Here is a 13811-nt window from a genome sequence, read left to right as displayed (position 1 = left end):
AAATTTTTATCATTACTTCATTGATGCTGTTGCTTATTGTAGTGCTCTGAAAACACAACAAGGGCAAAATGATGATAGATAAAAAGCAGCAAAACGAATATCAGAAAGATGAGCAGCGGTTCAAGCTGGTTGATTTGAAATTTATCTGTGAAAAAACAGGATTTTCAAAGGCATATATCTATAAGCTAATGAATAACAACTTATTCCCAAAACCATTGAAAATTGGGCGCTCCAGTCGTTGGCGCCTCAGTGAATTTCAGGAGTGGCTGGATAGGTTGCCTCAGGAAGTGAAGGCATCCTGATAAGGAGAAAGCTTGCCTATCCAGGCACAGATATCGCCTAAAAAAAGGAACACTAACTTTCTCGATATAATCGATAAGTATGTGTGTATTGAAACAAGTGTCCTACTGGCATTATATTTACAACATAGGTTCATGGGTGTGATGCTAAAAGTAGAGCAATAATGGTTCTTATATTATTAATAATATTAATCATGTTGTTATTTGATAGTAATCATGCATAGCATTGATTATGTTAATTAGCCATTGAAACTATTATTAACTCAATAACCAACCAATAATTTAACCATCAAGAGCACTCATCTAATTCTCTTTATGAAACCCACCTTATAGAGGACGAGATAATAACACCTTTAATATTGGCATGGAGGTAACCAGGAATGGTTACCTTCGTCAAACATTATCATTATGTCTAATGACGTTGAAACAGGAAAAACATTATTATGTTTACTGACAGCTATTTTGATGTTGAATCAACCAGTATGCATTTAGCTGACCGTGATACTACACTCATGGTCAACGATGACCTTGATACTGTACAACAACAGTGCAGGTTACTCTCAATTTTAAATAAAATTGTCAAATCCGAAGCTGGAGCATTCGGGATTACCAAGACAGAAAGCTATAAGAAAACAAAAACTGGCGATCTCCTTGAGGAAGCTGTGGGTGGATTAACTGTACTGGAAAATGGTATCGGTGAGCATCAGCAATTACACCCAACGATACAGTTATTTAGTACGACGTTCAAAACACATAACCTGCCAGAGATGCTGGCATTATGGAATACATCACCTCACGAAGCTGATTTAATAAACAGCTGGTTGAAATTATTCAGAACAGAAGTGAGATCCGCCTCACATAAGCGGAAGCTACGTTATTTCCAGAGGGCCGCCGGTAAGAACCTGTCAGGTGCATTAGCTTACGTTGATCACTTATTTGAGCATCACTCCCGGTTGCTGGTTATCCGTGTAGATCTCTCATATCAGAAAGCCATTGTGAAGAATAATGTCGTCTGCGCCGACATGACGCGGTTACATCGAAAACGTTTATTTAAACGTGTTCAGTTACATTCCTTATTTGAACACTGCCTGGGGTACATCTGGAAACTTGAGTACGGGCAATACAAAGGTTTCCATTACCATACCTGCTTCTTATTTGACGCAAGCAAAGCTCGAGCTGATGTTATATTAGCTCGTCGAATTGGTGAGTTCTGGATAAATGAGATTACCGAGGGTAAAGGGCTGTACTTTAATTGTAATGCGATTGCCAATAGCTACGACCAGTCAGGGATCGGTGATATCCATTATACAGACCATACAAAACGTAACGCATTAAAGAAAGCAATAACATACTTGGCTAAAGTAGATACGGCTGTACGACTGACGTTACCCAAAGGAGCTCGTACGTTTGGGCGCAGTGAATACGTTGTACGACAGGGGAAAAAGCGTGGGCGGCCACGGTTGGCTGTTGAAACAACGGGGAGCAAGTCAGCCGGTATTTCCAAACCAGATTAGAAACCCGCTGCCTGCTCGCATACCAGTACATTGATTGGCGATAACGATCGAAATCGAATTATCGATCTATAAAAACGATTATCTTTTCAGCAATCTCTCTGGTTATCCTTGGCTTCCATTGATGACGAAAAATGGCTTTGCATCGCGGCGTATTACAGCTGTGGGGCTTGCTACGCCATCACTGCAGGGATGCCAGAAACAAATCGTCCCTCAGTTAACCTTTATTGCTTCAGATTAGTACGCCAACACCAGGCCACCATGCTTGAACGATGCAGCCGTGAAGAGATGAAAATGAAAAGATGTGCCCGCTGTAATAAAAAAAGAAACTTCATCGAACGGTTATTCGCGCTGGATAAAGAGATCTGTGAGGAATGCTTATACGATATTCAATTGGAAATCCGAGAAAGAAGAGAAATCCCGGTCAAAAGGCACAAAGATTAAATGGCGTTCATTCAGCAAAATCAGCAGGCCGTGATCGAGGTCAGCGTCATTATCCCTGTTTTTAACGCCGCAGATACCCTCAGTAGTCTTATCACCAATATCCTCAGCGAAACCCGTATCGCTATCGAACTTATCATCGTTAATGACGGTTCTACCGATGGTACCGGCAGTATTATTCAGGGTATGCGCGACGGCCGAATTATTCTCATTGAGCAGGAAAATCAGGGTGTCTATGCAGCACGCAATGCCGCGTTGGCGATCCACCGTGGTGAGTGGGTGATATTTCTGGATGCAGATGATGATGCTGAAGAGGGATTCATCTTTGCACGCTGGCAGACCGCGATAAAAACCCAGGCCGACGTGGTGATCTTCAATGCCTGGCGCACCGGTGCCGGAACTTCCAGAGCTGCCGTACACACGAAGCAACCCTATGGACACTCCTTATCCGGGCATGAATGGATACGCCACTGCGTGACGCAACGCGAATGGCCCCACTACCTGTGGTTGCAGATTGTCAGGTCATCCTACGCCAAAGGCAACGCGCTGCATTTCCAGACCGGGAAAAGCCACAAAGATATTCTCTGGACGTTGGATCTCGCGGTGGCGAACGGTCGGTTTTATCTGTCGGATCTCAAAGACTATACCTACCGGATCAATGCCGCTTCGATCACCCACCGGCATGACTACTATGACGTCAGGGCACAGAGTTATATCGACGTGGTTGCAGAAATCATTCGTCTGGCGGAATTGAAGTCAAATAAGGCGGTTAGTTTATTTCTGTACCGCCATGCACTGAGGGAAGCCCGTCATTTTTTGGGACTGTACCGGAATCATGTGCATAACAGGCCCGCATTGAAAGCGGATTTCAGCCGCCGTATATCGAAGGTCAGTCTGGCCCGTGGGATAAGCAGTATCAGCGATGTTTTTTTTCTGGTGAAGCTTTGGGTTAAGCTTTCGTAAACCGGTCTGTTAGCAGAAAGTTATCCCGATGTAAATATCGTATCAGGGAGAGTACGGGAGGCGTTACCGCGAACATTGTGCCGCAGTGGTGCAGAGACCCGCATTTGCCTGTCGAATGTTCCACGGTATACTCACTAACCTATGAAAAAAGCCCCTCCTTCTGTATCACCCGAACACACCGTCGCTGACCTGGCGCATTTTGCCTGGTGCGGACTTGTTGCATTGCGTACCGCTCAGCAGGACGGTCAGGCGGGATCTCCGCTGGCTGCCCATACGTTTTTGCTGCGCTGGCTCGCCGTGGCGCAAAAGCAAAAACGCTTTCCGCGCACCGTTGCACCCGATATTGCGGGTTTACTGGCATTGGGACGCAAGAAAGGCATTGCCGCCAGCTTATTCAACCGTCTGGAGTATCTGTGGACATCCTGCACAGGGCCGGTGCCTGCTCAGTCGGATTTATACCGGCTGACTTACGCTATTGAACAGCTTAAATCACAGGGCTGGATCAATGCGGTGATCAATGATGACGACTGGGACGAAAAATCTCTGAGCGAAGATTACGGTAACAGTGTTGCACTGCTGGTAAAAAAGTCGGCATTGACCTGCGGATTTTCAGATGATGGCAAACTTGTTGAGCCGGTTGAGTTTAGGGTGCTCGGGGATATGTCAGCATGTATAGATGCTTTTCAGACCCATGTTTTACAAGTTGCCATTCTGGGATCCAACAGGATCACGTTACTACCTGAGTAGGAGAACAGGCGTTACCAACCAGACAGCAAACGAGCGGCGGGTTAACCGCTCGTCGTTAGTTACACGGGAATGTGTGCAGTATGAACTGAAGACATATATCTTGGCAGCATTGGTCCGGGACTTAGGGGAGGCACAGGCATAGACGTCTGAGTCCATTGCTTACCTTGTGTCGGTTTACCCCTGATGACCGTCACGTTAGAAGCGGTCCACCCTGCTTTTTAATGAAACAGGCAAGCGCACATCATTCAGTCAAAAAGCCCCCGGCGTGACTGCCCGGGGACTTTTGCCTCAGGGGCGCGATTTGTGGGCAGTTATTCATAATGAAATACAGGCCATTGACTGAACAGACCTCTCTTTCAGAACGCCTCTGCGAATAGGCTAGTCCTTTAAAAAAAAGAGCGCAGGGCTGAAGTTAGCGCCCCTTTGCCAGATATTTCTCCATCTCATCAGGCGGCACCATGCCGCCGCCCGTCGCCCACACCAGGTGCGTTGGGGTTAGCGACGGGGTGGGTACGCGCACTGGCCCCGCCATGCCCGCCAGCGCGGAAGGCTCAAGACGTATCCCTTCCTCCTCTGCCAGCCAGCCTAGCAGGTTGTACATGCTCTGGTCGCTTAGCGTGTAAAATCCGTCGAGCAGGCGCTCCATGGCGCGGCCAACGAAGCCGGACGCCCGGCCAACCGCCAGACCATCCGCCGCCGTCAGGTTGTCAATGCCCAGGTCCTGCACCGCGATACTGTCGTGCAGTCCGGTGTAGACCCCCAGCAGCATGCAGGGGGAATGCGTGGGTTCGGCGAAGAAGCAGTGTACGTTATCGCCAAACGCCAGCTTCAGCCCGAACGCTACGCCGCCAGGCCCTCCGCCGACGCCGCAGGGCAAATACACAAACAGCGGATGTTGTTCATCTACCACGCGACCCTGTTCGGCAAACTGGGCCTTCAGGCGTTCACCCGCGACCGCATAGCCTAAAAACAACGTCCGGGAATTCTCATCATCAATAAAGAAGCAGTTGGGGTCGCCTTCGGCCGCCTTGCGACCCTGCTCCACCGCCACGCCGTAATCCTGCTCGTACTCGACGACTTTTACGCCGTGGCGGCGCAGCTTGGCCTTTTTCCATTCCCGGGCGTCTGCGGACATATGCACCGTAACCTTGAAGCCTACGCGGGCGCTCATTATCCCGATGGACATCCCGAGATTGCCGGTCGACCCGACGGCAATGCTGTACTGGCTGAAAAAATCCCGAAAGCGGGGTTCGAGCAATACGCTGTAATTGTCAGTGTGTGACAGCAGGCCGGCGTTTATCGCCAGCTTTTCGGCGTGGGTAAGCACCTCATAGATACCGCCGCGCGCCTTGATGGATCCGGAAATCGGCAGGTGGCTGTCCTTTTTCAGCAGCAGGTTGCCGTTTATAGCTGCGCCGAACTCTTTCTCCAGCCGTTTCTGCATGGCGGGAATTTCCACGACCTCAGACTCAATAATGCCGTTGTTTTCCGCCGTTTCCGGAAAAGCTCGTGCCAGATACGGCGCAAAACGGGCCAGGCGCGCGTGCGCGTCGTCCACGTCCGCCTGCGTCAGCCCGACATACGGCAGTCCTTCGGCCAGCGAAGTGTTACGCGGATTGAGCCAGGTGGTTTCTTTTAAAGCCATCAGGTCTGCAACCAAGGGATACTTCGCCGTTAATGCGCTAATTTTTTCGTTTGTCATCATTTGTCTCTTTACGCTCAGATAATGAAAGAAAGCAGGAACGTGCCGCCCAGGGCCAGCACTGAGGCGATAAACGTCGCCGTCGTATAGTATTTGAAGGTCTCATTCAGGGTCGCGCCGCAGTACTGCTTCACCAGCCAAAAGAGGGAGTCCGTCACGATGGTGCAGCCAATGGCTCCGGACCCGATGGCGATGGCGATAATCTCCGGGCTAACGTCGGGATAAAGCGGCAGCATCGGTGACACAATCGCCGTGGCCCCCATCATCGCCACCGTGGCAGAGCCTACCGCCGCATGCAGGATGAGCGCGACCAGCCAGGCCAGCAAAATCGGGTGCATGTGCATATGAGAAAGGAGAAGGGCCAGGGTATCGGCCAGTCCGCTGGTCTTAAGAATGGCGTTGAACGCGCCGCCCGCCCCGATAATCAGCAAAATGTTGGCGATAGAACCAAAGCCATTTTCAGTGTGTTTCAAAAGCGCGGCCATGCCGATTTGGCGGCGCAGCCCCAGCAGGTAATAGGCCACGAAGACGGCGATAAACATGGCGGTAATTGGGTTGCCGACAAACTCCAGAAGCGTAAAGAGTGCGCCGTCATTTTGCATATTCAGCTCAGCAAGCGTCCTGGACAGCATCAGGCCGATGGGCAGCAGGAGGGTAAAGAGGGTGGCCCCCAGGGACGGCAGCGTGTGTTCTTCACGCACCTTTAATGCCGAGAATTCTGCCGGCACGGGTTTAAGCGGCAGACGGTTGCCGAGTAATTTCAAAAAAAGCGGCCCTCCCATCAGCGAGGCCGTCAGTCCGACCAGCAGCCCGTAAACGATCACCGTCCCGACGTCAGCCCCCAGTTTGTTGGTGACAAACAGCGCCGCCGGATGTGGCGGAACCACGCAGTGAACGGCCATCAGGGCGGTACATAAAGGGATCGCCAGTTTCAGCAATGAGGTTTGCGTACTTTTGGCAACGGAAAAGGCCAGCGGGATAAGCAGCACGACGCCCACTTCAACAAACAGCGTGATACCACAAATAAGCCCCACCAGAACCATGATCACATCGGCGGACAGCCAGCGGCACCGCTGTAGCGTCAGGCCAATGCGCTCCGCCGCCCCGGACACCTCCATCATTTTGCCCAGAATAGTGCCCAGACCGATCACCGCGGCGAGAAAACCCAGCGTGCTGCCGATGCCGCTTTCAATCGCATTGACCATATCCAGCGGGCTCATCCCCATCATGGTGCCGACGAAAAAACTGGCCAGCAGCAAGGCGAGAAAAGGATGAAACTTCAGTTTAACGATGGTTAATACAATCAATACGATGCTGCTCAAGAGCGTCGCTACAACCCAGACCTGAGATCCCATATGTCACCTCATTCCTAATCCTTATGCAATGTGCTGCTATTGGACAAAGAAATGAACCGCCTGACAAACGGATAAAATCGTGCTTGAGGTGAGCTGTATTGCATCAAGAGAGTGATACAGGTCAATTAAAATGCCATTGTTAAGTAAATGGCTCATGATAATTCACCAATGCTGGTTGGTCTGGGCATAAAAACATCGCGAAAGGAACTGAAATGGATGACGTCAATGAGGTCAGGAATCGCCGGCTTAACAGCTGGCAGTTGTCAAAAATGCACACCTTCGAGGCGGCCGCGCGGCATGAGTCCTTTGCCCTGGCGGCGTCGGAGCTCTCGCTCAGCCCGAGCGCGGTGAGCCACCGCATCAACCTTCTTGAAGAAGAGCTGGGCATTACGCTGTTCGCGCGCTCACACCGTAAGGTGGAACTGACCGGAGAGGGGAAGCGGGTTTACTGGACGCTCAAGTCGTCATTGGACGCCCTGAACCAGGAGGTACTGGACATACAGAATCAGTCACTGTCCGGCACGCTGACAGTGTACTCGCGTCCGTCGATAGCCCAGTGCTGGCTGGTCCCCAGACTGGGCGATTTTACCCGCCAGTTTCCGTCTATCTCCCTGACCATTCTGACGGGCAATGATTACCCGGACATGCAGCGGACCGGTATCGATCTGGCTCTCTATTTTGACGACATGAAGGTCATGCAGCAGGCGTCCTGCTTTTTAATGCACGAAGCCATCCTGCCCGTGTGTTCGCCGGCGTATGCCCGCCAGCATGAATTAATACAAAATCCCGATAACCTGCGGCACTGCACCCTATTACACGACCGGCAGGCATGGAGTAATGATTCCGGTACCGACGAATGGTTTAGCTGGGCGCAGCATTTTGCGGTGAGCTTGCCGCCCTCAGCGGGCATCGGCTTCGATCGCTCAGATTTGGCCGTCACCGCGGCGATAAACCACGTCGGGGTGGCCATGGGGCGTAAGCGGTTGGTGCAAAAGCGGCTTGAGCGGGGAGAGCTTATTACCCCGTTTGGGGAAAAGGCGCTGGAATGCCCACAGAATTATTACGTATCAACGCTGTCCGGCCGCCACTGGCCTAAAATCGATGCGTTTATTCAGTGGCTCAGAGGCCATGCACAATGATGCCCCTCATCCCCATTCTTTGCGCCGGCAGGAAAGAGGAAGGCGATGGGACCTGCTTACAGAGGCGTGATGGGGCAGGGGGGCTAAATCAAAAAGTGACCCATTGAGACGGGGCCCATGGCGTTTTAAAAGACCACTGAAACAGGCCGTTCGGTGGTCTGCGCGCAAAACCCCGACATCCTGCCTATTTCATGCCATGTAATGGACTGACGATGTTAATACCTTTCAGAAGCTTTACCCTGTTCCCCTGATAATCCTCTAGCATTACGGCAATAAACAAGCTGTCCAGCAGGTTAAGTTGCACGATCCTGGCGACCGCGTTTTGTCCTAACAGCGGTCCGCTCATGGCTGGGCTGAAAATAGAGAGATCTGAGCACTGTGAAAGCGGTGAACCATTATCGTTGGTGATACAGATGATCTTCGCTTTGTTGGCGCGGGAGGTATTCACCGCATCTACTATTTCCCGGGTATCGCCCGTCTGAGAAATCGCGATCACGACATCCTTCTCATCAAGCTGGCTTGCAGCCATGAGCATCAAATGAAAATCACTGTACGCATGACAGATGATGCCAATGCGCAGGAGCTTGTGCTCAAAATCCATACCGACCGACGCCGACCCCCCCACGCCAAAGATAACTACCCTGCGCGCCTGAAATATCAGGCGGGCCGACTGCCCTAAAATAGTCGGGTCAGACACCGACCGGGCCTCTTTCAGCAACTGGATACTGCTTGAGAAGACTTTATCGAGCACCGTATCGAGGCTGTCGAGCTCTGTGATTTCCTCCTCCCTTTCATAGGGCAGGGCTGCAAAATAGCTGAGAAGTGCGCTTCGCAGCTCACGAAAGCCCGAAAACCCAATCTTTTTGGCGACCTTAACGAGCAAAGGCTCTGAGACGTCAAGGATGCAGGCTACCTCGCGTAATCCTGTTTGCTGGCGGATATTGCCTTTTGTTATCAGCCATTCCGTAATTCTTCGTTCAGTGGGGTTGAGCTGGGAAAGCGACATTTTTATCCGTGCTCCGATCGCGAGCGGACTGTCCGTGTCCCTGACATTACCTTGTTTACCGGTCATTTTTACACCCTAACGGCCATGACAATGAGTCGGAAAATTCTATCACAAGGCGCCGACCGGCTGAATGCTAATCTTGTGCGTCAGAGTCTTTAATTTTACTAATTTATATTTTAATGTGAATTATAAATTTTCCAGCATAAACAAAAAGACAATAAAAACAATTAGTTAAAGTATTTCTTTTGTCCTGAGTTAATGCTTAATAATACAGATTCATTTATTTTTGTGATGTTCGTCATCATGCCGTGCTTGTCAGCCCATGTCTTCACAGTGATAATGGATTTTGTGAAGTTACTGCTCGGGTGATGAAAAATAAAGACACCCTTTATGGCCCGCACCTGATTCGAACCTTGTCCCTAACATGGTTAATAAAACATTATGAAAACAACAATTTTTGGAATTCTTCAGCGTATAGGGCGCTCTTTTATGCTCCCCATCGCTTTATTGCCAGTGGCCGGTTTGCTGTTGGGCATTGGCGCTTCCTTTACCAATCAGACGACCATTGACTCATACGGACTCCAGTCTTTTCTGGGGGATGGCACAATTCTTCACGCTTTACTCACCGTAATGAAAAGTGCCGGAAGTATTATTTTCTCCAACCTGCCGGTGCTCTTTGCCATTGGTGTCGCGATGGGAATGGCTAAGAAAGAAAAAGAAGTGGCCGCCATTTCCGGCGCCATCGGTTTTTTCGTGATGCACGCGACCATCAATGCCATGCTCGAGATCCGCGGGCTGTTGGCCGAAGGGGCATTGCCCGACGGTTCGCTGGGGATGACTCTGGGTATCAACTCCCTTCAGATGGGCGTATTTGGCGGCGTGATTGCAGGGCTTGGCGTCGCGGCATTGCACAATCGTTTTTACCGGATTGAACTGCCTGCCACGTTCTCCTTTTTCGGCGGGACGCGGTTTATCCCTATCGTCTCGGCGATTACGTACCTGGGGGTCGGCATTTTGATGTTCTTTATCTGGCCTGCTATTCAGAATGGCATTTTGCACCTGGGCGCGCTGGTCAACAGTGCGGGCTACGCCGGAACATTTATCTATGGTGTGATTGAGCGGGCCCTCATTCCCTTTGGCCTGCATCACGTCTTTTATATGCCATTCTGGCAGACGGGGCTGGGGGGCACCGCCATTATTGATGGCGTGACCGTATCAGGCGCGCAAAACATTTTCTTTGCAGAGTTAGCCAGTCCAAATACCCATGAGTTTTCCGTTGAAGCGACCCGCTTCATGGCCGGTAAATTCCCGTTCTATCTGTTTGGGATCCCCGGCGCGGCGCTGGCTATCTATCACACCGCACGGCCAGAAAAACGCAAACTGGTTCTGGGCCTGCTGCTGTCCGCCGCACTGACCGCGGTGCTCACCGGAATAACCGAACCGATTGAGTTTTCCTTCCTGTTCGCCGCCCCCCTGCTGTATGTACTGCACTGTATCTTGGCCGGCTTGTCTTTCATGTTTTGCCACATTTTCAACGTGGGGGTGGGCCAGACGTTTTCAGGCAGCCTGATTGACTTTGTCCTCTTTGGCGTCATGCAGGGCAATGCTAAAAGCCATTGGATTAACGCTGTCCTGATTGGTCTGCCCCTGTTCCCGATTTACTACTTCAGCTTCCGCTATCTGATCACCCGGTTTGATTTTAAGACGCCGGGGCGCGAAGAGGACGATAACCAGGAGACAAAGCTTTATACCCGAAAAGATCTCGAAGCCCGCAATAAGCCATCCGTTGTCGACAATCACGTAGCCGGAGACGACGAAATCGCAGCGTTGATCCTGGCGGGGCTGGGGGGAATGACCAATATTTCGGACCTTGATTGTTGTGCCACTCGCCTGCGGGTCACCGTGTTTGATGAAAATAAAGTGGATGGAGACATGCTGAAAAGCTCCGGCGCAAAGGGCGTGATCCAGAAAGGCAAAGGCGTGCAGGTCATCTACGGGCCACACGTCACCCTGATCAAATCCAACCTGGAAGATAGCTTACAGGGTACGCATTAACTCAAAGGGAGCGGCGGCTCCCGTTAACAAACATCTTAATTTAATCTGACAATATGAGAGAGAACATGAAAATTGCTATTGGCTGCGATCACGTCGGGATTATTCTCAAACCGGTCATTACAGAGCATCTTGTTGCACGCGGTATTACCGTCATTGATAAAGGCGCACATGAAGACACCCGTACTGATTATCCCATCTATGGCAAAGCGGTCGCTGAGGCCGTTGTCTCAGGAGAAGCGGATCTGGGTATTGTTTTTTGCGGTTCAGGTGTGGGTATCGCCATTGCTGCCAATAAAGTGAAAGGTATCCGGGCAGTGGTATGCAGTGAACCCTACTCGGCTAAGTTATCCCGCGAGCATAATAATACGAATGTGCTTTCTTTCGGTTCCCGCGTCATTGGCTCAGCGCTGGCCAAAATGATTGTCGACGCGTGGCTGGATGCCAAATTTGAAGGGGACCGTCACCAGAAAAGAGTGGAAATGATCGCAGCGATTGAGGAGGAACAGCCATGAACGTGGAATTTTGCCCGTCATTAATGTGCGTGGACTTCGCCCGGCTGAGTGAAGAGATCGCTCAGTTAGAGAATGCCGGGGCGGCCATGTTCCATATTGACGTGATGGACGGACATTTTGTTCCCAACTTTGCCCTCGGCCCGGAGGACATCAAAGCGGTATCTAAGCTGGCGAGGATTCCTTACGATGTTCACTTGATGGTGACCAACCCCGATCCTTACATAGAACGTTTTGCCAATTTGGGGTGCAGCGTTATTTATGTCCATGCCGAAGCCCCCGTTCATCTTCACCGCACGCTAAGCAGTATACGCAGCCGGGGCATCAAAGCGGGGGTGGCGATTAATCCGGGAACATCCCTTAGTATGCTGGAAGAAGTGCTAGACGTCGTGGATATCGTCATGGTGATGTCTGTTAACCCGGGGTTTGCTGGCCAGCCCTTCATTGCATCTTCTGTCGGGAAAGTGCAACGGTTAAGAGCGCTGCTGAGACAGCAGCAGAGTCACGCCAAAATAGCCATCGATGGGGCCATTTCGCCGCAGGTGGTAAAAATGCTGGGGGCGGATGTGGATATGTTTGTTCTCGGTACGGCAGGCCTGTTCTGCAAAGATATGTCCTATAAGGAAGCCATCGATATTCTCCAAGAGCAAGCCGCCCTGGCCCAGGAGGAGAGGCAAAAGATACCCGTCTGACTTAAGGCCGGAGGCAGGGAGGTTATCATGTTTCCGGCTCTCGTTTAGCCTTTAACGCAATACGGGGTTGTTGAATGGGGCGGACCGTCGTGGTCGTTGAAAACGGACCACCGGGGTAGGGTTTTTGAGGAATAATCGTTCGGGTTCATTCGGCGTCAACCCCCCGTATTGATGAGATCGCGTTTGGTCGTAATACGGCGTGATGTCATATGTCATTGTGATGCAGGCTTTGCTGAAAGTCATCGGATTGCCTCACCGTGTCAAACATCTAAAACATGTTTCATGGGTTGTCATGCCTGTATTTGACCGCAAAGGGGACGGCTTTACTTTCGCTGATAACGCTACATTAATTGCCTGAAGACCCAGCGGGTATCGTAGTCCTGAGCAGGATGCCAGAGTAAATTAGCATGCTTTCCTCGCGCTTGCCAGAAAGCGGGCTTTCGCTGTCAGTGCCGAATCCGGGAAAATGGGTATAGCCCAGGCATCAACGTTACGTGAAACAAATCGAGCCCTCCGTCCAAATGAGCCCCGCTTTAAACGGTTCAGACATAATTCGCATCGCCGCGCCTTGGCTTTTCTTCATGGACTTGACCAACGTACGCTGACAGCCGGGTTCAAAAATACCCGAAAATACAAGTGGATCACTTGATCGTAGTGGTATCTACGATACGGCGGCACGGGAAGGAGTATCGCAGGTCCGGCGAGTGACTGAACGCGGACGCCTGATGAAAGATATCTTCGATTTCAGGCCACAATCTCACAGTTCTGCGCATCGTATTCAAGCCGCATGATGTGCCAGCCTACCGGTTTTCTAATCCGGTACCTCGCCGTTTTGACCAGTGAATATGGGTTAAAACCGTGTTCCACTTTCTGTCAGTTTTGCTCTTTCTCAGCCTCACCACCTTCCGATTTCCTTTCCCAATGAAAACTGCCAATAACACGCTCAGGTTCGCGGTGGAATAAGCGTCTTCACTTTCTTATTTAGCCGCTCGCATGGCATGTTTTGTGCATAAACGCCATCGGCGGAAGCCACTTTACTGTTTCGATGGGGGTGAGAGATAAGCCTTACAACAGAACAGGAGCTTCATAAAAAATTCATCCCCCCTGCACGGAAAGCAATGTGCGGCGAAAGAAGCGTATCAGCATCTGTGTATTGAGAGTCAAGATAGCTCAGAGAAACGATTTCCCACGCGAAAACGCTTGAGTGCTTCTTACTTGCGCCACAGCGCCAGTTCACCCCATCTAAATGTCAGTAAGGCTCAATCGATGAGCGCCTTTTAATAGGTTTTCACCGGTTGATTTTAAACATCTATTTTTCTGCGCGATATCACCGACGGGCAGCGGTGGGGTTATCTGATCGCGATGAAAGCCAAAAATCGATTTATTGGCAAT

General features: G+C 50.7%; 12 protein-coding genes. 9 read left to right on the top strand and 3 right to left on the bottom strand.

Annotated elements, in window-relative coordinates; all coding sequences use genetic code 11:
* Window positions 1–68: 68 nt before the first annotated feature.
* The 5 genes from IV433_RS07275 to IV433_RS07255 all read left to right on the top strand — a co-directional run bounded on the left by IV433_RS07275 (window position 69) and on the right by IV433_RS07255 (window position 3961).
* On the top strand, window positions 69–302 hold the full coding sequence (locus IV433_RS07275; RefSeq protein WP_229893273.1) for a helix-turn-helix transcriptional regulator: 234 nt from the start codon (window positions 69–71) through the stop codon (window positions 300–302).
* 440 nt (window positions 303–742) lie between these two features.
* The gene (locus tag IV433_RS07270) at window positions 743–1813 is read left to right on the top strand and encodes a YagK/YfjJ domain-containing protein (RefSeq protein ID WP_195813826.1); all 1071 of its coding nucleotides are present in this window, start codon (window positions 743–745) and stop codon (window positions 1811–1813) included.
* A gap of 108 nt (window positions 1814–1921) precedes the next feature.
* Entirely contained in the window at window positions 1922–2254 is a 333-nt protein-coding gene (locus IV433_RS07265) for a hypothetical protein (protein ID WP_195813993.1), read from the top strand.
* Window positions 2255–3214: a glycosyltransferase gene (locus IV433_RS07260; protein ID WP_195813827.1), complete on the top strand. Its 960-nt coding sequence runs from the start codon at window positions 2255–2257 to the stop codon at window positions 3212–3214.
* 141 nt (window positions 3215–3355) lie between these two features.
* Window positions 3356–3961, top strand: a complete 606-nt coding sequence (locus IV433_RS07255; protein ID WP_195813828.1) for a DUF2913 family protein — start codon at window positions 3356–3358, stop codon at window positions 3959–3961.
* A 412-nt stretch (window positions 3962–4373) separates the two neighbouring features.
* On the opposite strand, the gene dsdA is transcribed toward IV433_RS07255, so the two are convergent.
* A complete protein-coding gene (gene dsdA / locus IV433_RS07250; protein WP_195813982.1) occupies window positions 4374–5663 on the bottom strand; it encodes a D-serine ammonia-lyase in 1290 nt (429 codons plus the stop codon).
* Window positions 5664–5680: 17 nt separating this feature from the next.
* Window positions 5681–7018 carry a D-serine transporter DsdX gene (dsdX, locus tag IV433_RS07245; protein WP_195813829.1) on the bottom strand — a complete coding sequence of 446 codons (1338 nt, stop codon included), beginning with the start codon at window positions 7016–7018 and terminating at the stop codon, window positions 5681–5683.
* Window positions 7019–7230: 212 nt separating this feature from the next.
* Between dsdX and dsdC the strand changes: the two genes are divergently transcribed.
* Window positions 7231–8157, top strand: coding sequence for a DNA-binding transcriptional regulator DsdC (dsdC, locus tag IV433_RS07240; protein ID WP_195813830.1), 927 nt, complete (start codon window positions 7231–7233; stop codon window positions 8155–8157).
* Between the two features lie 184 nt (window positions 8158–8341).
* Here the strand turns inward: dsdC and IV433_RS07235 are convergent, their stop codons facing one another.
* Window positions 8342–9229, bottom strand: coding sequence for an SIS domain-containing protein (locus tag IV433_RS07235; RefSeq protein ID WP_195813831.1), 888 nt, complete (start codon window positions 9227–9229; stop codon window positions 8342–8344).
* Window positions 9230–9604: 375 nt separating this feature from the next.
* On the opposite strand from IV433_RS07235, the gene IV433_RS07230 reads away from it, so the two are divergent.
* The 3 genes from IV433_RS07230 to rpe all read left to right on the top strand — a co-directional run bounded on the left by IV433_RS07230 (window position 9605) and on the right by rpe (window position 12419).
* A complete protein-coding gene (locus IV433_RS07230) occupies window positions 9605–11218 on the top strand; it encodes a PTS transporter subunit EIIC (RefSeq protein ID WP_195813832.1) in 1614 nt (537 codons plus the stop codon).
* Between the two features lie 65 nt (window positions 11219–11283).
* Complete coding sequence (rpiB, locus tag IV433_RS07225; protein WP_195813833.1) at window positions 11284–11730, top strand: ribose 5-phosphate isomerase B; 447 nt, start codon at window positions 11284–11286, stop codon at window positions 11728–11730.
* Window positions 11727–12419, top strand: a complete 693-nt coding sequence (gene rpe, locus IV433_RS07220; RefSeq protein WP_195813834.1) for a ribulose-phosphate 3-epimerase — start codon at window positions 11727–11729, stop codon at window positions 12417–12419. Before rpiB ends, rpe begins: the two co-directional genes overlap by 4 nt.
* Window positions 12420–13811 lie beyond the last annotated feature (1392 nt).

Source organism: Rahnella laticis, assembly GCF_015644585.1.
Taxonomy (GTDB): Bacteria; Pseudomonadota; Gammaproteobacteria; order Enterobacterales; family Enterobacteriaceae; genus Rahnella; species Rahnella laticis.
The sequence above is the reverse complement of the archived record's forward strand: the minus strand, read 5'-3'. Positions and strand labels throughout refer to the sequence as shown.